Annotated in this window: 20 protein-coding genes and 1 riboswitch; of the genes, 16 read left to right on the forward strand and 4 right to left on the reverse strand. The window is 43.0% G+C overall.

Going from position 1 to position 24092, the window contains the following annotated elements; translation table 11 throughout:
- Positions 1-13 precede the first annotated feature (13 nt).
- The 6 genes from murC to lpxC all read left to right on the forward strand — a co-directional run bounded on the left by murC (position 14) and on the right by lpxC (position 7018).
- Positions 14-1462 carry a UDP-N-acetylmuramate--L-alanine ligase gene (murC, locus tag FTT77_RS02145; protein WP_078190576.1) on the forward strand — a complete coding sequence of 483 codons (1449 nt, stop codon included), beginning with the start codon at positions 14-16 and terminating at the stop codon, positions 1460-1462.
- A gap of 59 nt (positions 1463-1521) precedes the next feature.
- Positions 1522-2451, forward strand: coding sequence for a D-alanine--D-alanine ligase (locus FTT77_RS02150; protein ID WP_078193219.1), 930 nt, complete (start codon positions 1522-1524; stop codon positions 2449-2451).
- Between the two features lie 3 nt (positions 2452-2454).
- Positions 2455-3309, forward strand: a complete 855-nt coding sequence (locus tag FTT77_RS02155) for a cell division protein FtsQ/DivIB (protein WP_180108857.1) — start codon at positions 2455-2457, stop codon at positions 3307-3309.
- A gap of 68 nt (positions 3310-3377) precedes the next feature.
- Complete coding sequence (ftsA, locus tag FTT77_RS02160) at positions 3378-4640, forward strand: cell division protein FtsA (protein WP_111884462.1); 1263 nt, start codon at positions 3378-3380, stop codon at positions 4638-4640.
- A 159-nt stretch (positions 4641-4799) separates the two neighbouring features.
- Entirely contained in the window at positions 4800-5990 is a 1191-nt protein-coding gene (gene ftsZ / locus FTT77_RS02165) for a cell division protein FtsZ (RefSeq protein WP_168379400.1), read from the forward strand.
- A 125-nt stretch (positions 5991-6115) separates the two neighbouring features.
- The gene (gene lpxC, locus FTT77_RS02170; RefSeq protein WP_180063028.1) at positions 6116-7018 is read left to right on the forward strand and encodes a UDP-3-O-acyl-N-acetylglucosamine deacetylase; all 903 of its coding nucleotides are present in this window, start codon (positions 6116-6118) and stop codon (positions 7016-7018) included.
- A gap of 97 nt (positions 7019-7115) precedes the next feature.
- Here the strand turns inward: lpxC and FTT77_RS02175 are convergent, their stop codons facing one another.
- Positions 7116-7556: a DciA family protein gene (locus tag FTT77_RS02175; protein ID WP_168379402.1), complete on the reverse strand. Its 441-nt coding sequence runs from the start codon at positions 7554-7556 to the stop codon at positions 7116-7118.
- Positions 7557-7662: 106 nt separating this feature from the next.
- Between FTT77_RS02175 and FTT77_RS02180 the strand changes: the two genes are divergently transcribed.
- From FTT77_RS02180 to FTT77_RS02190, 3 genes are all read left to right on the forward strand, one after another.
- On the forward strand, positions 7663-8358 hold the full coding sequence (locus tag FTT77_RS02180) for a M23 family metallopeptidase (protein WP_078190569.1): 696 nt from the start codon (positions 7663-7665) through the stop codon (positions 8356-8358).
- A gap of 281 nt (positions 8359-8639) precedes the next feature.
- Positions 8640-11342, forward strand: coding sequence for a pyruvate dehydrogenase (acetyl-transferring), homodimeric type (gene aceE, locus FTT77_RS02185; RefSeq protein WP_180041745.1), 2703 nt, complete (start codon positions 8640-8642; stop codon positions 11340-11342).
- Between the two features lie 2 nt (positions 11343-11344).
- Complete coding sequence (locus FTT77_RS02190; RefSeq protein WP_180008774.1) at positions 11345-13312, forward strand: 2-oxo acid dehydrogenase subunit E2; 1968 nt, start codon at positions 11345-11347, stop codon at positions 13310-13312.
- 48 nt (positions 13313-13360) lie between these two features.
- Here FTT77_RS02190 and FTT77_RS02195 read toward each other — a convergent pair whose 3' ends face one another.
- The gene (locus FTT77_RS02195) at positions 13361-14071 is read right to left on the reverse strand and encodes a methyltransferase type 11 (RefSeq protein ID WP_180108856.1); all 711 of its coding nucleotides are present in this window, start codon (positions 14069-14071) and stop codon (positions 13361-13363) included.
- Positions 14072-14129: 58 nt separating this feature from the next.
- Positions 14130-14272: riboswitch (yybP-ykoY riboswitch) on the forward strand.
- A gap of 74 nt (positions 14273-14346) precedes the next feature.
- Between FTT77_RS02195 and FTT77_RS02200 the strand changes: the two genes are divergently transcribed.
- The 7 genes from FTT77_RS02200 to recJ all read left to right on the forward strand — a co-directional run bounded on the left by FTT77_RS02200 (position 14347) and on the right by recJ (position 21897).
- Entirely contained in the window at positions 14347-14925 is a 579-nt protein-coding gene (locus FTT77_RS02200) for a TMEM165/GDT1 family protein (RefSeq protein ID WP_180041739.1), read from the forward strand.
- 194 nt (positions 14926-15119) lie between these two features.
- The gene (locus tag FTT77_RS02205) at positions 15120-15917 is read left to right on the forward strand and encodes an MBL fold metallo-hydrolase (RefSeq protein ID WP_078190564.1); all 798 of its coding nucleotides are present in this window, start codon (positions 15120-15122) and stop codon (positions 15915-15917) included.
- Positions 15918-16016: 99 nt separating this feature from the next.
- On the forward strand, positions 16017-16382 hold the full coding sequence (locus FTT77_RS02210) for a YkgJ family cysteine cluster protein (RefSeq protein WP_180108855.1): 366 nt from the start codon (positions 16017-16019) through the stop codon (positions 16380-16382).
- 219 nt (positions 16383-16601) lie between these two features.
- Positions 16602-18068 carry an IMP dehydrogenase gene (gene guaB / locus FTT77_RS02215; protein ID WP_078190562.1) on the forward strand — a complete coding sequence of 489 codons (1467 nt, stop codon included), beginning with the start codon at positions 16602-16604 and terminating at the stop codon, positions 18066-18068.
- Positions 18069-18186: 118 nt separating this feature from the next.
- Complete coding sequence (glmM, locus tag FTT77_RS02220) at positions 18187-19518, forward strand: phosphoglucosamine mutase (protein ID WP_111884469.1); 1332 nt, start codon at positions 18187-18189, stop codon at positions 19516-19518.
- An 18-nt stretch (positions 19519-19536) separates the two neighbouring features.
- Entirely contained in the window at positions 19537-20193 is a 657-nt protein-coding gene (pdxH, locus tag FTT77_RS02225; protein WP_180008778.1) for a pyridoxamine 5'-phosphate oxidase, read from the forward strand.
- A complete protein-coding gene (gene recJ / locus FTT77_RS02230; RefSeq protein WP_180108854.1) occupies positions 20194-21897 on the forward strand; it encodes a single-stranded-DNA-specific exonuclease RecJ in 1704 nt (567 codons plus the stop codon).
- A gap of 71 nt (positions 21898-21968) precedes the next feature.
- Here recJ and FTT77_RS02235 read toward each other — a convergent pair whose 3' ends face one another.
- The gene (locus FTT77_RS02235) at positions 21969-22754 is read right to left on the reverse strand and encodes a putative porin (protein ID WP_078193204.1); all 786 of its coding nucleotides are present in this window, start codon (positions 22752-22754) and stop codon (positions 21969-21971) included.
- A gap of 324 nt (positions 22755-23078) precedes the next feature.
- Positions 23079-23933, reverse strand: coding sequence for a putative porin (locus tag FTT77_RS02240; protein WP_180108853.1), 855 nt, complete (start codon positions 23931-23933; stop codon positions 23079-23081).
- Between the last annotated feature and the right edge of the window lie 159 nt (positions 23934-24092).

Raw genomic sequence — 24092 nt, forward strand, 5'->3', positions numbered from 1 at the left:
ATTCGAGTAATCTATGTCTCCATCAACGCCTGCCGATCAAGCGAAAAAGCTCATTAAAGTGCCAGAAATGCGCCGTATTAAACACATCCATTTTATTGGGATTGGTGGTGCGGGCATGTGCGGTATTGCCGAAGTATTGAAAAACCAAGGCTATAAAGTTTCAGGTTCAGATATTAAAGCGTCGAAAACTACGGCTCAGCTTGAAGAAAACGGCATTCAAGTTTTCATCGGTCATGCTGCTGAAAATATTCAAGGCGCCAATGTAATCGTGGTATCAACAGCCATTGATTCTGAAAACCCAGAAGTGAAAGCGGCGATTGAAACCCGTACACCTGTTGTACGTCGTGCAGAAATGTTGGGTGAATTAATGCGTTACCGTCATGGTATTGCCGTTGCTGGGACGCATGGTAAGACCACGACAACCAGTCTTGTGACCTGCATGTTGGCAGAAGAAAATCTGGATCCAACTTATGTCATTGGTGGTTTGTTAAATCGTACTGGTGTGAATGCTGCATTGGGTGCAAGTCGTTATATCGTGGCAGAAGCGGACGAGTCAGATGCGTCATTCCTACACTTACAGCCAATGGCAACGATTGTCACCAATATCGATGCTGACCATATGGATACCTATGGCGGTAGCTTCGATGTATTGAAAGATACCTTCGTACAATTCTTACAGCGCCTTCCATTTTACGGTTTAGCTGTGATGTGTGGTGATGATGCCAACATCCGTGAAATTATGCCGCGTATTGGTCGTCCTGTCGTGACGTATGGTTTCAATGAAGACAACGACATTCGTGCCGTTGATGTGGCTCAAGAAGGCATGCAATCACACTTTACAGTTTTGCGTAAAGACCGTGAGCCGTTACGTTTAACCATTAACTTGCCGGGTCTGCATAATATCTTAAATGCCTTGGCAGCAATTGGTATTGCAACGGATGAAGGCGTTTCTGATGCTGCGATTGCACGTGCCTTAGAAAGCTTCAGTGGCGTAGGTCGTCGTTTCCAAGTCCAAGGCGAATTTGAAGTTGAAGATGGCTTGGTGAAATTGGTCGATGACTATGGTCACCATCCAAAAGAAGTGGAAGCGACCATTAAAGCTGCACGTGCAAGTCATCCAGATCGTCGTTTGGTGATGATGTTCCAGCCACATCGTTTTAGCCGTACGCGTGACTGTTTTGATGACTTCGTCGATGTCTTGTCTCAAGTCGATCAACTGTTGTTATTAGAAGTTTATCCTGCAGGTGAAAAACCAATTGTGGGTGCGGATAGTCGTGCGTTGGCTCGAAGCATTCGTCTCCGTGGTGAGGTTGAGCCGATTCTCATCGATCCAGTAGAAGGCAACTTACAAGCAGTAATGAAAAAAGTGTTACAAGCAAATGACTTGTTATTAACACAGGGCGCAGGTAATGTTGGAGCAATCTCAATCGAACTTGCTCAAAACAATCTCTATGTAAAATGATCACCGCTTGGTGATCCAAAGTTTGTTTAGACCGTAGATAAAAGTTTAAGGATATAAACGTGTCAAATGCTTCAAAATTCGGCAAAGTTGCCGTGTTATTAGGTGGGAAATCTGCCGAACGTGAGGTTTCTCTCGATAGTGGTAAAGCTGTACTTGAAGCATTGGTGCGTTCGGGTGTAAATGCCGAAGCATTTGATCCGCAGCAACGCAGTGTGACTGAGTTGGTGGCTTATGACCGTGCATTTATCGTACTTCATGGCCGTGGTGGTGAAGATGGTCAAATTCAGGGTACTTTGGAATGGTTAAACATTCCGTACACTGGAACGGGCGTTCAAGGCTCAGCGATTGGTATGGATAAAGTCAAAACTAAACAAGTTTGGCAAGGTTCAGAACTACCGACAGCACCTTATCGTATTGTCAGCAAAGATTCAGATTTACAAGAAATTGTAGATTCAATTGGTTTGCCATTTATCATTAAGCCGGTGCATGAAGGCTCAAGCATTGGTATGAGCAAAGTTGAAAAAATTGAAGACTTTGCAACCGCAATTGCAAAAGCGACCCAGCATGATGCAGTTGTGATGGCTGAAAAATGGATTACCGGACGTGAATTTACCATTGTGATTTTAAATGGTCAGGCATTACCGGTGATTCGTTTAGAACCGCCTGCAGATGTGGCTTTTTACGATTACGAAGCGAAATATAACCGTAACGATGTGCAATATGGTATTCCATGTGGCTTGACTGAAGATGAAGAAAAGCGTCTACAAGCTTTATCTTTACGCGCTTTCCAAGCGGTAGGTGCGAGTGGTTGGGGCCGTATTGACGCGATGCAGGATGCAGAAGGAAACTTCTGGTTACTTGAGGTAAATACTGTTCCGGGTATGACCAGTCATTCTCTAGTGCCAAAAGCGGCCAATGCCGTAGGTTATAGTTTTGATGATCTTTGTGTCGCGATTTTGGAACAAACCCTAACAGGTGCGGCACACTAAATTATGGCTCAACTTCCTGCGTCTATGCGCCGTAAACGTGCAGCAACGACATCGATACATGACAAACCACCGACACGTAAGGAAAAGCTTACCAATGTGGGTGGATGGCTGTTGTTGTTTATTGCATGTGTGGTCTTGATTGCCGGAATTTGGGGGCTATATAAAGTCATGACGGATGCACGTGTGGCTGAACTTGATGTGGTGGGTGTGCGGAGCGCCCAAGAAAAACAACAAGTCATATCATACGTTTCACCGATGATGACTGAAAACTATTTTACCTCTGATTTACGTGTCATTCGTGACCGTACTTTAGAAATCTCTTGGGTCGATCGCGTGGTGGTATCGCGTGCTTGGCCAAATGCAATTCGTGTACGGGTGATGCCGCGTCAAGCGATTGCACGTTGGGGAACTGGGCGACTGTTAAGCGACAGTGGTGATGTATTTGCCGAATTAACCCCGACCAATCATCAGAATTTACCGTTATTGCATGGGCCGACGAGTCAGTCCAAAATGATGATGCGTCGCTATAATGAAATTAATCAATTATTTATGTCTGTTGGCATTCGTTTAAAAGAATTATATTTAACCGAACGAATGACTTGGTTTATGCAGTTTGATTCAGGCTTACGCGTGATTGTCGATCAAGATCAGACCATGAGTAAGTTGCAGCGTTTAAGTTATCTCGCACACAGTGACTTAAAACCTGTTTGGCCACGAATTTCTGCCATCGATTTGCGCTACCGAAATGGTTTAGCGATTCAATGGAAAAACTCTGTGCCAGCAAAGTCGGTAAATGGTCAGTTTGTTGTAACCAGTGATGACATAGGCATTGCGAATGCAGCGCCTGTAAAGCCATAATGATCGGCTTTATAAGTAGAGGCTTTAAGCCATAAATTAAACAAACATGTGAATGGTAGTAGTAAATAATGAATGAAGCTGTTCCCTCGGTTGTTGCGATTGACATTGGGACACACAAAGTTTCAGTTTTGATTGGTAAGGTACACGCGCCAGACAATATCCAAGTGGTAGGGATGGCGACCGCTCGTAACCGCGGCATGAATAAAGGGAAAATTGTCAGTCTCGATAAAGTTGTTACCGCAATTAAAAATGCAGTGCAGGAAGCGGAAGATATGGCGGAATGTCGTGTACATTCTGCGTGGATTTCCATTCCCAGTGCTGAACTAAAAAGTTTTTATGCCTCTGGTCGTACTCCAATTGAAAATAATGACCATGCGATTACCACCAATGAAGTGGTGCGTGCTTTAGAACTGGCCAAAGCCAGTCATTTAACGTCTGACCATTATTTGGTGAGTGCTGTACCTTTAGGTTTTGAACTAGATGATGAACCTGAATGGGTGTTAAACCCGATTCGCATGTCAGCACGGAGTATGACAGGACATTATCATTTGATGATGTTGCCAATCAGCACCATGCAGAATTTGGATCGTGCATTAAAAGGTGCCAATATTGGTGTTGAACGCATGGTCATTTCATCATTAGCAACTGCTGAAGCCAGTTTGCTTAAAGATGAAAAAGAATATGGTGTGTGCTTGGTTGATATTGGTGCTGGTACGACCAATATTGCGGTGTATTTAGATGGTCGCTTGGCGATGACACACACTTTGCAACGTGGCGGTGAGCATGTAACGCGTGATATTGCTGCTGTATTGCAAACCACAACAGAAGAAGCTGAACGTATTAAGCTGTTGTATGGTTGTGTTGACCTGAAAGTGGTTAAACCTGAAAGTATGATTCAATTCCAAGGTATTGATGGTCCACAAACCATTAGCCGTATTGAACTGACCGAAATCATTATTGCGCGCTATGAAGAAATCTTTAATCAAGTGCGTAATGAGTTGGTGGATCATGGTGCGATTCATGGTTTATACCATGGTGTTGTACTCACAGGTGATGCCTGCCAAATTGAAGGGATGGTGACATTTGCGCGTCGGATGTTAGGTGTTTCTGCACATTTAGGTAATCCACCTATGCAAGTGTATGCTGATGATCAACAGCAAGCCGCTTTACGTCGTTCACAATACGCGACTGCCGCAGGTCTGTTAATTTTCAGTCAAAGTGAAACACAAGATACGATCGTTGAGCCAGAAGATACGGAAAAACTTTCAGTATTGAATCGGGTAAAACGTGCATGGTCGGGCTTCAATGACACCTTGAAGTCGATCTTTTAAGTTGAAATATTTGGGAATATTGTTGGGAAGTTGTACGGATTATTGCTTGTACTTGACAAGCTGGAACTTGGACAGCATTCTAAAAAACAATTTTTATTAAGATCAAGGCAGTATACGGGCTGAAGTGTCTGCCAATTATGGATTAGGAATTTTTTAGGCATGGCCTCATTTGAATTTTTAGAAGATGATCAAAGCGACAGCAACGGTCAAGCCCGTTTCACAGTATTCGGTGTAGGTGGTGCTGGCGGTAACGCTGTGCAACACATGTTGGAATCAGATATCGAGGGTGTAAAATTTGTTTGTGCCAATACAGACAAACAAGCACTCGACCGCATGAATGCACAATTTAAAATCCAACTCGGCGAGCAAAGTACGCGTGGTTTGGGTGCAGGTGCAAATCCACAAGTGGGTCAAACTGCTGCTGAAGAAAGCCGTGAGTTGATTCGCCAACACCTTGAAGGTACGGACATGGTGTTCGTGACTGCAGGTATGGGTGGTGGTACAGGTACCGGTGCTGCGCCAGTTGTTGCTGAAATTGCCAAAGAAATGGGTATCTTAACGGTAGGTGTGGTGACGACTCCGTTTAACTTTGAAGGTAAACGTCGTCAGCAATCTGCTGAGAAAGGTATTGAAGCACTTGAGCAACATGTTGATTCTCTGATTATTATTCCGAACCAACGTCTACTTAAAGTATTCCGCGATATTTCAATGAAAGATGCTTACAAAAAAGCAGACGATGTATTGTTAAATGCGGTGCGTAGTATCTTTGATTTGGTGGTACGTCCGGGTCATATCAACCTTGACTTCGCCGATTTGAAAACTGCCATGAGTACACGTGGTTACGCAATGATGGGTGCAGGTTCTGGTCGTGGTGAAAACCGTGCGCGTCAAGCTGCTGAGCAAGCGATCCGTAGCCCGTTGTTAGATAACGTGACCATCATGAATGCAAAAGGCATTTTGATTAATGTTACAGGTGGCGATGATGTAACTTTCGGTGAAATTGAAGAAATCACTGATGTGGTGAACCAAATTGTGGATCTTGATGAAGGTCAAGTGTTCTACGGTACGGTATTTGATCCAGATGCACGTGATGAAATTAGTGTAACGGTGATCGCAACGGGTTTAACTCGTAATTCTGCCGATTCTGCTGAGCCAGTGAAACGCCCTGTCGCACAAGCAACGCGTACAGTCGCTTCTGCACAAGCACCTGTAGATGAAGATGATGTACCAGCGATTCAACGTCAGCACAATGAAGCAGCTGCTCCGGCGGCTGCGGCGGCGTCAGCATCGAATTCACGCCCTACGCCAATGAGTATTCAAGACTACTTGAAAAATCAGCAACGTAAATAAAACAAATTCAATGACTTAAGTGTCTATTGATTACAAAAGGTAGCTGATCAGCTACCTTTTTGTTTTTTATCAATGGCTAAATATGCTAACGTATAGCGGTTTTGTGAACTGATGATAGAAGACACATGTTGAAACAACGTACCCTGAAACGCATCGTGAAAGCGAGTGGCATCGGACTGCATAGTGGGCAAAAAGTGATGATTAACTTTGTGCCACATCATGCCGATGGGGGCATTGTGTTTCGTCGTATCGACTTAAATCCACCGATTGATATTCCAGCTGATGCTATGCTGATTCAAGAAGCATTCATGTGTTCTAACTTGGTGCAAGAAAACGCCAAGGTGGGCACAATTGAGCACATTATGAGTGCGATTGCTGGTTTAGGGATTGATAACCTGATTGTGGAAGTGTCGGCATCTGAAGTGCCAATTATGGATGGGAGTGCCGGCCCGTTCATTTATTTGCTTATGCAAGGTGAACTACAAGAACAAAATGCACCTAAAAAATTCATAAAAATACGCAAACCTGTCGAAGCACTGATCGATGATAAACGTGCTGCCTTCCAACCCCATGACGGTTTCCAATTAAATTTTACGATTGATTTTGACCATCCTGCATTTAAGAAAGAATTTCAGTCGGCAACAATCGACTTTTCAACCGAAACATTTGTCTATGAAGTTAGTGAAGCGCGGACTTTTGGCTTTATGAAAGATTTGGACTACCTAAAAGCTAATAATTTGGCTTTAGGGGCGAGTCTCGAAAATGCCATTGGTGTAGATGACAATGGTGTGGTCAATGAAGAGGGCTTACGCTTCTCGGATGAGTTTGTTCGTCACAAAATATTAGATGCTGTGGGTGATTTATACTTGCTCGGTCATCAAATTATTGCGAAATATGATGCCTATAAGTCAGGTCATGCATTAAATAATCAGTTATTACGCAATGTCAAAAGTGATCCAGATAGCTATGAAATTGTAACATTTGATGACATTAATGATTGCCCAATTAGTTATGTGAATGTGACATAAGTCATTGTCTTATAATGGTGATGTTATATTGTATCATTTGTAAGTGTTAAGTCTGTCACATTCTGAGCATTCAAATTTGTCTGTTACAACTGGGTGGTTACTTTTTATTGCTTGCCAAACGCAGCATTGCTTGGCTAAGCTTAGGGTCGCTCACAAAGTCAGCAGCATTACGGAGTAAATCCTGAGTTTCTGTACTGAGGGTTCTTGAAATTTTTTCAGGGGAATGGGGCGTTGGAGACGGAGTTCTCAGACGGACTTGAATCTTGTGCAAATCCTTGAATTCGTATATTTGTGATAATTGTGCAATATATTGCTTTTGCAAATAGGCCAACTGACTAATCAGTGCCTGATTTTCTCCAGTTAATATAAGTACACCATTTATATAACAAACAACTTGCCATTGATCCGGTTGGGGCAATAGCGGTTGAACAATTTTCGTAAGTTTCTGCCATACAGCAACTTGCGTTGAGAGAAACGACAAGTTTCCTGTTTTTATGTGTTTTCTTGTTGGTTGAAAGACGTTGACAGGTTCTGACATACATATTTCCTACATGTTTATGTCTTAATCTTATGCGCTCCTTTTGGCTGATATCAAGGACGAAATCACACAAGGAACAAAAGAGAACAGTTTATAGAGGTTTTTTATGCATTTACGACGTATTTTATTGGCGTTTTCATTGGCAGCTTCGGCCGCTTCAGTCGCTTTTGCAGATTTAGTTGAATTAAATCAAGCAGACTCATCATCAGATCGTATTGAACAGTTAACTCGCACCTTGTCTCAAGGTGCTTACTCTGAAAGCAATGATATTGATGTTCCAGCTGAAACGAAGTTGAATGTTCAAATTCGTGAAAAATCAATTGAACTCAACAATGCGACAATCGCAAAAAAATACGGTTCAAGCACTTCCTCTAAAAACTATTCAGCAAGTTCAAATAATCCATATTCATGGTTAATTGCCCACCCACTTCCAGACATGAAGCGCGTGAGCTCAAACTATGGTGGCCGTACCATGGGTGGCCGTGCAGAAAATCATTCAGGTTTAGATCTTTCTGCGGCAAGCGGTACGCCTATTTATGCAACAGGTCCAGGCATTGTAACCAAATCTGGCTGGGGCACAGGTTATGGCCAATATGTTGAAATCAACCATGGTAACGGTTACCTGACACGTTATGCACATGCATCACGCTTAATTGCACGTGTAGGCGACCGTGTTGCTGCGGGTGAACATATTGCTAACGTTGGTTGTACTGGTCGTTGTACTGGCCCACATTTGCATTACGAAGTAGTGAAAGATGGTCAACGTAAAAACCCATCGACGTATTTAGCGATGTTGCCATAAGCGCATACAACATCTGTATACGAAGCCATTGTCTGAACCTCTACAGACAATGGCTTTTTTATTTATCGCTAATAACTATAAAATTATCACTCAAAAAAATATTGTCTGTATGAAATATGGCAAAAATTGACCCAAAAATGTAAATTTGTGTAATTGTTAATCAATAAGTATTTAGTAAATAAATAATAGAGCTATTTCGTATTCATCTATGGCGATAACTGAGCCTAGCCAAAATATGGTACTAATAGAGCCATATATTTAGCACATAGGATAGGTGAAGTATGGCGTTTTATGGCGATACAGATGCGCAAGAAACCCAAGAATGGCAGGACGCATTTGATTCAGTTTTACAGCACATGGGAACTGACCGCGCTGCATTTTTGCTTGAAAAACTCTATCAACAAGCGATTGCTAAGCACGTTCCCATTCAGCGACTAAATACTCCTTACTTAAATACCATTTCAGTTGAAGAACAACCGCCTATGCCAGGTGATTCGGATATGGAGCGCCGTATTCGTGCGCTGATCCGCTGGAATGCCTTAGCGATGGTACTGCGTGCCAATAAAACAGGTGATGACTTAGGTGGTCACTTGGCAAGTTTTGCATCATCTGCAACTTTATATGACGTGGGCTTTAACCACTTCTTCCGTGCCAATAGCGACAGCTTTGGCGGTGACATGATCTATTATCAAGGTCACTGTGCACCGGGTATCTATGCACGTTCGTTCTTAGAAGGTCGTTTGACTGAAGAGCACTTAAATAATTTCCGTCGTGAAGTTGGCGGTAAAGGTTTGCCTTCATACCCACATCCATATTTGATGCCAGATTATTGGCAGTTCCCAACCGTATCGATGGGTCTAGGCCCAATCATGTCGATCTATCAAGCACACATTCAAAAGTACTTGATGAACCGTGGCCTGATCAAAGAAGAAAACCGTAAAGTTTGGGCTTACCTCGGTGATGGTGAAATGGATGAACCTGAAAGTACAGGTGCCATTTCACTTGCAGGTCGTGAAAAGCTCGACAATCTGATTTGGGTCGTGAACTGTAACTTACAGCGTCTAGATGGCCCAGTTCGTGGTAATGGTAAAATTATTCAAGAACTTGAATCATTGTTCCGTGGTGCAGGCTGGCGGGTAATTAAAGTGGTATGGGGTCGTCATTGGGATCCGCTACTGGCAAAAGATGATTCAGGTGCCTTAAAAGCGGTGATGGAAGAAGCGGTTGATGGTGACTTCCAACGCTATCAAGTGAAAGGCGGTGCGTATACGCGTGCACATTTCTTTGGTAAGTATCCTGAGGCTGAAGAGTTGGTGCGCAACTTAAGCGATGAAGATATTGATAACCTGAACCGTGGTGGTCATGACCCATTCAAAGTGTATGCGGCTTATGCCGAAGCGATGAAGGAAACGGGTCAGCCAACCGTAATCCTTGCGAAAACAGTGAAAGGCTATGGTTTGTCGGAAGAGATTGAAGCTGTCAACAAGACGCATCAAATCAAGAAAATGCAGCTTGAATCGTTGAAATACGTACGTAATCGTTTCAACTTGCCATTTACCGATGAACAGCTTGAAGAAGTGCCATTCTATCGTCCGAGCGAAAACTCACCTGAATTGAAATACATGAAGGCGCGTCGTGAGGCATTGGGTGGTTATTTACCTGCACGTCGTAAAGAAAGTGAGCAGCTGGCGATTCCTGAGTTGTCTGTGTTTGATGCGGTACTGAAAGGCAGTGGCGGTAAAGAACAATCGACGACTATGTTGATGGTGCGTTTGATTTCTTCGTTATTGAAAGAAAAAGCCATTAAAGACCGTGTCGTGCCAATCGTACCAGATGAAGCCCGTACTTTTGGTTTAGAAGGTATGTTCCGTCAGTTGGGGATCTATGCTGCGCATGGTCAAAAATATACCCCTGAAGACCAAGAACAGTTGATGCACTATCGTGAAGCCAAAGATGGTCACATGTTACAAGAAGGGATTAACGAAGCGGGTGCGATGAGTGCTTGGGCTGCGTTAGGGACCAGTTATTCGACCAATAACTTGCCAATGATTCCGATGTATATGTACTACTCGATGTTCGGTTTCCAACGGATTGGTGATATTGCATGGGCGGCAGGTGATGCGCAGGCACAAGGTTTCTTGTTGGGTGCAACTGCGGGTCGTACAACACTGAATGGTGAAGGTTTACAGCATCAAGATGGTCATTCACATATCTTGGCAAATACGATTCCAAACTGTATCTCTTATGACCCATGTTTTGGTTATGAGTTGGCAGTGATCGTACATGATGGTTTAAAACGTATGTACGTGAACCAAGAGCGCGTGTTCTATTACTTAACAGTAATGAATGAAAACTACGAACACCCTGCTATTCCTGAAGGTGCTGAAGAAGGCATTAAACGTGGTATGTATCTCTTCGAAGAAGATGAGAAAGCAACGGTTCAGTTGATGGGTTCAGGTGTGATTCTGCGTGAAGTGATTAAAGCGGCGAAAATCCTTCGTGATGAATATCAAATTCATTCAAACGTGTGGAGCGTCACTAGCTTTAACGAATTAGCTCGTGATGGTATGGCGTGTGAAGAATACAACCGCTTACATCCGTTGGCTGAAGATACGAAAGAAGCTTGGGTCTCTCAATTACTTCGTGAAAAAGACGGTATTGTGGTATCGGCAACCGATCACATGCGTGCATATAGCGAACAAATCCGTGCCTATCTTCCAGACAATCGTCCATTCGTGGCATTAGGCACAGATGGTTATGGTCGTTCAGATACACGTGGCAACTTACGTAGCTACTTTGGTGTTGATGCCGCACATATTGTGGTTGCAACATTGAAAAAACTCGCGGATGAAGGCGAAGTTGATGCACGTTTAGTTAAAGATGCCATCTCAAGCTTTGAACTAGATACTGACCGTCCAGTGGCATGGGCTCCGCAAGAAACGCCGGAACTGCATGCTGTGGCTGACTACAAAGAGGAGAACTAATCATGCAAATTACGACTCCTGATATTGGTGTAGATAAAGCAACGGTCGCTGAGATTTTAGTGAAAGTCGGCGACACCATTAGCGTTGATGACAGCATTGTGTTGTTAGAGTCTGACAAAGCCTCTGTTGAAGTGCCAAGCACTTCGGCAGGCGTGGTGAAAAGCATTGCAGTTAATCTGGGTGACAGTGTTGCTGAAGGTGCTGTGCTGATCGAGTTGGAATCAGAAGGTCAAAGTACTGCTACCGCTGAGCCAGTACAAAATGCAACTGAAGACCAAGCAGTAGAACCAACTCCGGTTGTGGAAGCAGAACAAGCTGCAGCAGCACCTGTTGCAGCCAATGCTACTCAGTCGCAAAGTATCGATGTGCAAGTCCCTGATATTGGCGTAGAGAAAGCTACGGTGAGTGAGATTTTGGTCTCTGTTGGTGATGAGATTGATGTCGATCAAAGTATTATCGTGGTGGAATCAGACAAAGCGACAGTCGAAGTTCCAAGTACTGTATCAGGCCGTATCGAATCGATCACGATCAGTGCTGGCGATGTAGTGAAAGAAGGCGTAGTGATTTTAACTGTGAAAACGGCGGCTTCATCTGCTGCGGTTGCATCGGCTCCTGTGCAAGAAACTGCACAGCCTGTTGCTGCACCCATTGTCGCAGAAGCAACACCAACGCCGTCTACGGCTGCGGCGTCTGGGCCTGTAGAAATTGCGGTGCCTGACTTAGGTGTTGATAAAGCAGCAGTGGCTGAAATTTTAGTCGCTGTGGGTGATGTGGTTGAAAAAGACCAAAGTATCATCGTGGTGGAATCAGACAAAGCAACGGTAGAAGTACCAAGCTCTACCGCTGGTAAAATCACCGCGATTCATGTTCAGTTAGGGCAAAGTGTCTCTGAAGGCGTCGCTTTAGTGACGATTGAAGCCGAAGGTCAAGCTGTTGCAGCACCTGCACCAGCTGTAGCACAGCCTGCGACAGTTGCACCTAAAGCTGAAAGCAAAGTTGAAGCAGCAGCACCGCAACCACAAGGCGCAGATAAGCTCACCAAAGAGCAAAATGCTGCCAATGCCAAAGTGTATGCAGGTCCGGCCGTTCGTAAGCTTGCACGTGAATTAGGTGTGGTTTTGGCAGAAGTCAAAGCATCTGGCCCGCATGAGCGTTTAATGAAAGAAGATTTATTCGCTTATGTAAAAACCCGTTTGACCACTCCGCAAGTTGCACCTGCAGCTCAAGCTGTGGCACAGGTTTCAGGCTTACCGAAATTGCCAAGCTTTGATGCTTTTGGTGGTGTCGAAGAGAAAGTTTTGACACGTTTACAACAAGTGTCGATTCCGCAATTGTCTTTAAACAATTTTATCCCGCAAGTGACGCAGTTCGATGCTGCGGATATTACCGATCTTGAAGCTTGGCGTAATGATTTAAAAGCCAACTTTAAGAAAGAAGGTATTGGCTTAACCATTATGGCCTTCATCATCAAAGCAGTGGCTTACTTGTTGAAAGAAGAGCGTGAATTTGCAGGTCATTTGTCTGATGATGGCAAGTCAGTATTGTTACGCAATGAAATCCACATGGGGATTGCCGTGGCAACGCCTGATGGTTTGACCGTGCCTGTACTGCGTAATCCAGATCAAAAATCGATTAAGCAGATTGCAATTGAGCTGGGTGAACTGAGTCAAAAAGCACGTGACAAAAAACTGTCGCCGAAAGATCTACAAGGTGCGAACTTTACCATTACCAGTCTGGGTTCAATTGGTGGTACGGCATTTACACCGCTGGTTAATTGGCCACAGGTGGCGATTTTAGGTATTTCACCTGCAACTATGCAGCCGGTGTGGAATGGTGAAGGCTTTGATCCACGTTTGATGCTGCCGCTGTCATTGTCATACGATCACCGTGTAATTAATGGTGCGGATGCTGCACGTTTTGCCAATAAGCTGACGAAGCTGCTCAAAGATATCCGAACTTTATTGATCTAATCTGACCTGTTTAAGTTTCAAAATGAACCCTGCTTTGGCAGGGTTTTTTTATGGCGTCGTGGTGGTGGACTGACAAAGCCAATCAGGAAGTTCAATGGGTGAAGGGTAGAGCTTTAATGCTGAGTTTGCATTGAGGTTATAAGTGAGTGGAAGTGTACGATGTGGGTGCGCCGTCGACCAAAGCTTTTGTCTTAAATGTTCAAAGCGTTGGAAGTCTTTTAAAAATAAGCCCCAAAACTTTTCATAATGCTCAAGTTCTTGCACATGTTGATGCTTATACGCATGTGTTTGACCTTGTTGGTGCTGAAAGTCATAGCCCATCAGCCAAATACGCTGTGGTTGAAAGAGATGTGCGACTGAATAGGCTTGAAGGCCACAATTATTACCATAAACATAGTGTGGGGAATGAAATAACTCCGCTTGGGTATCGATACGCGCGGTTTTAAGGTTGGTTACTTCATGTTCAGGATATGGTCGGTTGTGACCTAAACCACATCCGCTAATGATGTCACCTTGAAAGCAGGCTTTGAGCATGGGTTGATACTGTAACCACCATGCATAGTCTGAATGATGGGCAATCTGAGCCTGAGAAAGTTGAAGAAAACTCTGATTACAGCAAATGATCAGCAGCTTTTTTGAGGGCTGAATGGTGGTTAAGTCAAAACTGAGCTGAGACGGGCCGCCTGCAATGATTAATACATCCTGCACATGTATATAGTGTTGAATAAATTCTTGAAATTTTTGATTATTGTTTTGCATATCAAATTGAGTCATCGAAAATTAAAATTGCGAAAACATGCATTCCTCGCTAGAATAGCATTACTTCATTGGGGAGTAGCCGCTTTTTACGCAAAGTAAAAAGGTGATGGTCAACATATTTGCTCTAAAACGAGCATGGTCATCATAGCAAAGAACCAAATGAGCTCTTCGTAGCTTTCTTTTGTTGGCAAGACCTTTGATTTATCACTCTGCACATTGGCTAGCAGGAGGGATAAGTCATCGGTATATGTTTTTGCTAGCCAGAGAAATGCACCATGTTAACCGCTTTCTTCATTTCCCTTGCTGTTGTTGCCCTGTCAGAAATGGGCGATAAAACACAATTACTTGCTTTACTGCTTGCTGCACGTTTTCGTAAACCCGTTCCGATCTTAATTGCAATTTTCCTCGCGACTGTGGTGAACCACGGGGTTTCTGCTGTGTTGGGTCAATGGATTACCACTGTTTTAAGTCCAACCGTTTTATTGTGGATCGTTTCTCTGGGCTTTATTGCTATGGCGGTGTGGATGTTGATCCCCGATCAATTGGATGATGAATCTGAAAGTATCAATAAGTGGCAAAAATATGGGGTTTTCACCGCCACTTTCGTTTTGTTCTTCTTGGCTGAAATTGGAGATAAAACCCAAATTGCCACTGTTGCACTGGCTGCACGCTTTGACAGTATTGGCTGGGTGACTTTGGGGACGACGCTAGGCATCATGTTAGTTAATGCGCCAGCGGTATTTATTGGGAACAAGCTAGCTGAAAAACTACCGATTTCACTGATTCATAAAATTGGCGCCCTAGTATTCTTGGTGATTGGTTTGGCTGCGTTGGCACAACACTATTTATTTTAAATAATGATCTCACCATATTAAAAATACATGAAATCCTGAGTTAAAAACTCAGGATTATTTGCCAATAAATGAGACCCAATTCACTGATATTTCAGATAATATTGACTGAATATTTATTGTAAGTTTCCCTAAATAAATATATGTTATTCACCTATAGAATATATATTTTTTGATAAAAAATTTGGGGAATGGGAATGGCTTTCGAACGCACAACATCACAGGTACTTTATGATGATGGAAAGCATAAATGTATTAGCTTTACCAGTTTGGTAAAAGGCGAGGGCGTACAGGCGAACCAGTTCCTGATTTTGGATAATGAGCGCGCAGCGGTGCTCGATCCGGGTGGTGACTTGACTTATGTCCCACTGACTATGGAACTGAATAAATATACCCGTTTGACCAATCTTGACTATGTGATGGCCTCGCATCAGGACCCAGACATTATTACCTCGATGCCACGTTGGTTGGTTTATACTGACGCCAAAGTGGTGGCATCTAAGCTGTGGGCGCGTTTCTTACCGCATTTAAACTCTGCATTTATGAGTGACCGGATGAAAGGCAACTGGTTGGATCGTCTGATCGAACTGCCAGATCATGGGCAGGTGATTCCATTAGGCAACAGCCATTTGGTGGCTGTTCCTGCACACTTCCTACATTCGGTTGGTAACTTCCAATTTTATGACCCGATTGCCAAAATTTTATTCTCAGGGGATATGGGCGCATCTATGGTGGATGATGCCTCTAAACCTTTAGAAAATTTTGCCGCTCATATTCCTAAAATGAAAGGCTTCCATCAGCGCTATATGTGTTCGAACAAAGTGATCCGTCTGTGGGTCAACATGGTACGGACGATGGATGTGGAAATGATCGTACCGCAGCACGGCACGCCATTTATTGGTAAAGAACAGATCAACCAATTCTTAGATTGGATCGAAACCTTGCAGTGTGGTGTCGATTTAATGGATGAAACAGTCTTTACTTGCCCAGTATAATGACTTGAAAATTCAGAAAAAATAATTGAGTTTGCAGATAACATTTTTTAGTATTTTTCGTCCATAAAATAAGCTTTTAGATGACGAGAATAGATAAAAATGTTGTCTCAAATACCGACTCAGGATGCATGTTTAACCTGTGGAGCATGTTGTGCCCACTATCGCGTTTCTTTTTATTGGGCAGAAGGGCTGAATATGCCCGAACATTATACTGAGCCGGTTAATGCCGTGTATTCATGTATGGCGGGCACCAATCAAACACAGTCTCGTTGTATCGCTTTGGGTGGGAAAATTGGGCAAGCAGTGAGTTGTAGGGTGTACGAGGCTCGGAGTTCCACATGTAAAAGTGTGCAGATAGCTGATGAGCAATGTAATAAAGCACGCATCGCGCATCAAATGATTCCATTGATCAGTATTCCACTGCATAACGCTGAAAATGATGAAGATTTCGATCAAGTCAGTTAAGGCTTTAGTTCCAGAATAAATTTATTGAAATTAAGCGGTAGAGTCTTCGGATTCTGCCTGTATTGAACAAGTTGCTGACTAACCCTCAGTGTATTCTTGCTGAAAACAGCATATTCGATAGTTAATATTGAAAACTCCGTAAAGAATTGCCGCAATTAAAATGAAAATTGAACGGAAATTTGTATATAATGGCTCACGGAAATTACCAGCGAGACTGTTATGTTGACCATCGTTCAAGAAGCCCTAACCTTTGATGATGTCTTATTACTCCCTGCCTATTCTACTGTTCTCCCAAAAGATGTCTCTCTTAAGACACGTTTCACACGTGGCATCAATTTGAATATTCCACTTGTTTCTGCTGCGATGGATACTGTGACTGAATCACGTATGGCAATTGCAATGGCGCAAAACGGTGGTATCGGTATCCTGCATAAAAACATGGATATTGCTGCACAAGCTGCAGAAGTTCGCCGCGTGAAAAAATTTGAAGCAGGTATGGTGAAAGACCCAATTACCGTTACACCAGAAACGACTGTACGTGAGCTGATTGCTTTAACTCAAGCAAATAACATCAGCGGTGTACCAGTGGTGAAAGACGGTCAAGTGGTGGGTATTGTTACTGGTCGTGACACTCGTTTTGAAACCAATCTTGAGCAACCTGTTAGTAACATCATGACAGGCCATGATCGTTTGGTGACTGTTCGTGAAAACGAATCAAAAGAAAATATCCAAGCATTACTTCAAAAACACCGTATTGAAAAAGTCCTTGTTGTAAATGACAACAACGAACTGAAAGGTTTAATCACGGTTACTGATTTCCGTAAAGCTGAAAACTATCCAAACAGCTGCAAAGATGACTTAGGTCGTTTACGCGTTGGCGCTGCAGTAGGTACAGGTGCAGAAACACCAAGCCGTGTAGAAGCATTGGTGGAAGCAGGTGTTGATGCGATTGTTGTTGATACAGCACATGGTCACTCTGCAGGTGTAATTGAACGTGTACGTTGGGTAAAAGCCAACTATCCACAAGTTCAAGTGATTGGCGGTAACATCGCGACTGGTGATGCAGCTCTTGCATTATTAGATGCTGGCGCAGATGCAGTGAAAGTGGGTATTGGCCCAGGTTCAATCTGTACTACACGTATCGTTGCTGGTATTGGTATGCCGCAAATCTCTGCGATTGACAGCGTTGCCAATGCACTGAAAGACCAAATTCCATTGATCGCAGACGGTGGTATCCGTTTCTCTGGTGATATGGCAAAAGCGATTGGTGCAGGTGCGAGTACCATCATGGTAGGTTCATTGATGGCGGGTACGGAAGAAGCACCAGGCGAAGTTGAATTCTTCCAAGGTCGTTACTACAAAGCGTATCGTGGTATGGGTTCATTGGGTGCGATGGCAGGTGCAACAGGTTCTGCTGACCGTTATTTCCAAGACTCAAAAGCCGGTGCTGAAAAACTTGTACCAGAAGGTATTGAAGGTCGCGTACCTTACAAAGGCCCAATGGGTAACATCGTTCATCAAATGATGGGTGGTTTACGTTCATCTATGGGTTATACCGGCTCTGCGGTGATCGATGACTTACGTAAAAATGCACAGTTTGTCAAAATTACTGCGGCAGGTATGTCTGAATCTCACGTACATGACGTGACTATTACTAAAGAAGCACCAAACTACCGTGTTGGTTGATATTTAGTAGCTTTTAGCCGAAAAAGCCGTCATTAATATGACGGCCTTTTTGTTTTTGGTGTAAAGTATTTGCAGTAAAAAGTGATGATTAAGATCACCATTAAGAAGTGAGTACAACATGAGTTATTTTGGTACAGATGGCATTCGTGGCAAATTCGGTGAATTGCCTATTACCCCTGAATTTGCATTAAAACTAGGATTTGCCGCAGGTAAAGTATTAAAACAATACAGTAAAAAAGCAAAGCCCATCGTTGTACTAGGTAAAGATACCCGATTATCGGGCTATATTTTAGAGTCAGCGTTACAAGCTGGTTTAAACGCAGCAGGTGTTTATGTTCATTTGTTGGGGCCATTACCTACACCTGCAATTGCCCATTTAACTCGTGCATTACATGCTAGCTTAGGCATCGTGATCTCGGCGTCGCATAACCCTTATTTTGATAATGGCATTAAGTTCTTCTCGAGCGAAGGTAAAAAATTGCCGGATGAAATTCAAGAAGCCATTAACAAAGAACTTGAAAATGACTTGGTGATCGAAGACCCAGCAAACTTAGGTAAAAGTGTGCGTGTGAAGGATGCCAATGGTCGTTATATCGAGTTTTGTAAATCAACCTTCCCGTACCATTTTGACCTGACAGGCTTAAAAATTGTGGTGGACTGTGCCAATGGTGCAGCCTATAGCGTCGGTCCTTCGGTATATCGTGAACTGGGTGCAAAAGTGATTGCGCTGTTTAACGAACCGGATGGTTTGAACATCAATAAAGACTGTGGTTCGACGCATCCTGAGTTTTTACAAAAAGCAGTTGTTGAACATCAGGCGGATTTAGGGATTGCCTTTGATGGTGATGCTGACCGTGTGATTATGGTCGATAAAAATGGTCAGCAAATTACCGGTGACCATATTCTCTATATTTTAGCCACTCAAGCGAGTCAAAAGCCTGCGGGTATCGTGGGTACCGTGATGAGCAATATGGCGCTTGAAATTGCTTTAGATCAAGCCAAAGTGCCGTTGCTTCGTGCCAAAGTTGGTGACCGCTATGTTTTACAAGGCCTAGAAGAAAAGGGCTGGGTAACGGGCGGTGAGCCATCAGGTCATATTCTGACTTTGGACAAGAGCACCACAGGTGATGCGATCATTGCTTCACTTCAGGTGTTAACGGTGATGGTTGAACAAGGTAAAGCCTTACATGAATTGGTGGAAGGTTTTGAATTATTACCAAACGTTCTGGTAAATGTTCGCTTGGCTGCGATGTTTGACCCCTACGCCGTACCTGCATTGGTGAGCGAGTTTGAAAAAGCTGAAGCGCAGCTCAAAGGACGCGGTCGAATCTTGATTCGTAAATCAGGCACAGAGCCGGTGATTCGAGTCATGGTTGAAGGTAATGACCTTGAAGAAGTTACCGCTTTGGCAAATCATTTGGCCGATGCTGTTCGTGCCAATGCAGCTTAAATCAAGAGGGGAAATTGCATGAATGATGTGATTAAGGACTTAAGTGAACTGCGTTTAACTTATCAAAAAGGTGAGTTGCATGAAGATCAGGTGAACCGTGATCCACATGAGCAGTTTTTATTATGGTTTAACCATGCCTTAGCAGCACAATTGCATGAACCCTATGCTATGTCTTTGGCGACGGCAAATGCCCAAGGTCGTCCGCACGTGCGGACGGTCTTGTTGCGCGGTGCGACCCATTCAGGTTATGACTTCTACACCAATTATGACAGTCAAAAAGGCAATGATCTGCTCGATAATCCTTATGCAGAATTATTGTTTTATTGGCAAGAGCAGGAACGTCAAATTCGGGTCAGTGGTCGTGTGGAAAAGATTTCTCTTGAAGAATCGACGGATTATTACCACAAACGACCGCGTGACAGCCAAATCGCAGCACACATTAGCACTCCACAAAGTGGTGTTATCGCCAGTCGTGAAGAATTACAACAGCGATTCCAAAATTTGCATGATCAAGTGGAAAGCAAAGACGTATTGGCGAAACCTGAGTTTTGGGGTGGCTATCGTTTAGTTCCGGATTATTATGAATTTTGGCAAGGCCGTCCGAATCGTTTACATGACCGCTTGAGTTATGAACAACAGGATGGTCAATGGGTTCTACAGCGACTGATGCCATAAATGTCTAAACTTTTAATTCAACAAAGACCCTATTTGACGCGCCCTGAAGATATTCAGGGCGTTGCGCCGTTTATTGCGGACTTATTGGCACGTCGCGGGGTTTCTTCCGCACAAGAACTGGAATTGAAGCTCAAGCATTTACATGCCCCGACCTTAAAAGGCATGCAGCAAGCTATAGAGTTGATCGACCAAGCCATTGATGCACATAAAAAAATTGTCATTGTAGGCGACTATGATGCCGACGGTGCGACCAGTACTGCATTGATGGTCCTGGCACTGCGTGACATGGGCGCGGATGTTGAATATCTGGTTCCAGATCGTTTTAAGTATGGTTATGGCCTGACACCTGTCATTGCCGATTTGGCCTTCGTGAGCTTTACTCCAGATGTGCTGATTACGGTCGATAATGGTATTTCGAGCCATGCTGGTGTAGCGCAGGCACAGGCGCATGGTATGCAGGTGATCATTACCGACCATCACCTGACCACAAAGGAAACACCACAAGCAGAAGCAGTGGTAAACCCCAATCAGTTGGGATGTGAGTTTCCAAGTAAAGCCTTGGCTGGTGTTGGTGTCGCATTTTATGTGTTGGCAAATTTGGCCAGTATGCGCAAAAAAAATGCTAAATCCACAGCCAATCTCAGCCAATATTTGGACTTGGTGGCCTTAGGCACTTATGCCGATGTTGCAAGTCTAGATCTGAATAATCGAATTTTGATCGATGCTGGTTTGAAGCGGATACAGCAAGGATTATGTCGTCCAGGGATCAGTGCATTATTGGATATTGCCGGTCGTGATCCTGCACAGTTAAAAGCACAGGACTTGGGCTTTGTGGTCGGCCCACGACTCAATGCAGCTGGGCGTATGGAGACTATGGATATTGGGATTGAGTGTCTGATTGCGGCAGATTTAAGTACGGCTTATCCGATTGCGCAGCAGTTGAATCAACTCAATATTGAAAGACGCCAAGTCGAAGGGCAGATTAAACAGGAAGCTCTGGCTGAGTTAGAACATATTCAGCTTGATCAGGATAATCTACCTGCAGCCTTGATCATGTTTGAACAGCATTGGCATCAAGGGGTGATTGGGATTGTTGCAGGGCGTTTGAAAGAACAATTTCATAGACCTGCAATCGTCTTTGCCGCAGATGAGGATGGCGTACATATTAAAGGCTCTGCGCGTTCTATCGAAGGTATTCATATTCGAGACAGTATTGAGCGTATTGCTGAATTACATCCGCATTTGGTGAGTCATTTTGGTGGACATGCTGCCGCAGCAGGACTAACCATTCAAAAGCAGCATTTTTCTGAATTTAAAACCGCTTTTGAAGCACTGATCGCTGAGCAAGATGAAAGTTTATTTCAGGCGACTATTTGGACAGATGGTGAATTGCCTGATTCGGCCATTAATGTCGAAACCGTCGATCTTTTGCAAAATTTAAGTCCATGGGGACAAAAATTTCCTGCACCGGTCTATGAAGGCCTATTTAAAGTTTTAGATTATCGTTGGTTGAAAGATGTGCATCTGAAATTAAAACTTGCTTTAGATAATGGCTTAATGGTGGACGCAATTGCATTTAATGCGGCAGAAAAATATGAATTTAATCCTATGCAAGATCAAATCCGCTTGGTCTACGAACTCGATAAAAATGAATTTAGAGGAAATGTCAGTGTTCAATTGAGAGTTCTACACTTGGCTCAATAAATTCTATTTTTACAGGCAAATAAAAAAACCGCTCAGAAGAGCGGTTTTTTTATGGTTTTGACTTCAATGGATTAGAAGCGGTATTTCGCTGCTACACCAAATGAATTGTAGTCATTGTTGCCAACTTCACCGAAACCAACACGACCTTCAAGGCTTACTTGTTGGTTGAAGAATTTACGTGCATTGATCCCTACTTCGTTACGATCAGTGACATCGTTGTTGTAGTAGTCAGCACCAACACTGAATGTTTTGTCGATGAAGTAATCCGCTGCTAGATTGAATTCATCTAGATCACCGAATGCTGCACCCGCTTCAAGGTTGATGTCTTTACCATTGCTTAAAGTTGTTACGTATTTAGCACGTAAAGTTGGATCTACGCCATCATCTTCATCGTTATCCCAACCTTTCACACCAGCTGCAACTAAGAAGCCTGGTGCAGGAAGATAACCGACTTCAGCGCCGTAGTAAGTTGTATCGTTGTCTACTGTGCCGAATGGAGTGTCAACTTCGACATTATTACGGCTTACATCACCAGATACATAGAAATCTGAGTTTGGTACAAAGTATTCGATACCAACGCCATAAGTATTGTCGTCAACATCGCCACGGTCAGCGAAAGTTGCATGTGCATTTACATTACTTGCACGGTTTAAGAATGCAGCTTCTGCAAGAGGAGCATTACGCGTTTGAACAGGGTTGAAGTAATAAGTACCGTTTACACCAAATTCACTGCCAGAGCTTCCATTATCTGGGTCGATGTAACCAGCTGAAGCGCCTACTTCTGCTTGATAAGCATGAGCTGTACCTGTAATAGCAAGTGCAGAAAGAAGTGCTGAAGCAATTGCGAGTTTTTTCATGGAAACTACCCCTCTAAATTGTTTGGCTAAATTTAATACATTTTTTGTTACAAGTTTTAGTCTAGAGAATTTTTAAAGATGGTCAATCGCTGCAAAGTTGCGGAACTGTGAATTCGGTAATTTTATGTAATTAAAATTATTTAAAATATTGAAAAGTATGTATTTATTTATAATGTTTTGTTTTATTAAAACTGTGTAGATAATATGAATTTGTGGGTTATTTGGTCAATAACTGGACTTTTTTTAAAGTAAATATTACATCGAAAAGAAAAAAGCACCGCAAAATAGAGGTGCTTTTTTAGCAAACTTCTAATTCAAACGAAATTAGAAACGGAAAGTTGCATTGATGTTGAACGCTTGAACGTCATCACCAAAACCAACTTGACCACCGATTGCTAGGTTCGGGTTAAGGAAATATTTTGAACGAATAGCGAAGTAATCCGTGTCTTCATTACCATCATCAACGATGTTATAAGCTGCACCCACGCTAAAAGCTTGGTCGAAGTAATAGTCTGCACCAATTGTTGCAGAATCAACGTCGCCAAAAGCACCATCTGCTTCAAGGTTGATGTATTGACCATTGTTCAAAGGCGCAACATATTTTGCTTTTACAGCAAAACGGTTATCGTCATCACCATCTTCAACTTTAACGCCGTCAACACCAGCAGCTAAAAGTAAATTAGAAACAGGTAAGAAGCCAACCAATGCACGATAAGTCGTTACATCATAGTCGTCTTTATCAGAACCTGACCAACTTGGGAATTTATAGTTTTCTTTGTACTTAACTCGAGAAGTACCAATTTCACCATTTACATAAAATTGTTGATAGTAGTATTCGATACCCGCCGAAATCGAATGTGTATCTTGTTCATCTTTGCCTGAACCAAATTCTGAAATAGACTCATCAAATGCAATATAATCAACGCTTTCTTTACGATTAAAAGCATATTGCGCATAGACGTTGCTGTTATGACCTAGAAAAGCAGCTTCATTTAATGGACCATTACCAGTTTGTACTGAGTCAAAATACAAAGTACCTGTAAGATTGAATGTATTATCAGTATCAATAATATCATTGTCCCAATCTGTATAAGTAAAACCGCCATCAACTTGGCCGTCATAAGCAAAAGTTGATGAAGTGATAACAGCTAATCCTAGTGCAAGTAATGTCTTTTTCATAAAACCCTCGAAACATTATTGTTGTAAAAAAAATGTAATAAATAGTAATGCGAGCGTATTGTTCATATTATGTACATTAAAGTCAATGATTTGGATGATCAATCTGGCTGAAACTGTGCAAATGCTCTGTGATATAATAGGCGGCTATTTAAGCCAAAT

Origin of the sequence: Acinetobacter sp. YH01010 (genome assembly GCF_013420775.1) — a bacterium.
GTDB lineage: Bacteria > Pseudomonadota > Gammaproteobacteria > Pseudomonadales > Moraxellaceae > Acinetobacter > Acinetobacter amyesii.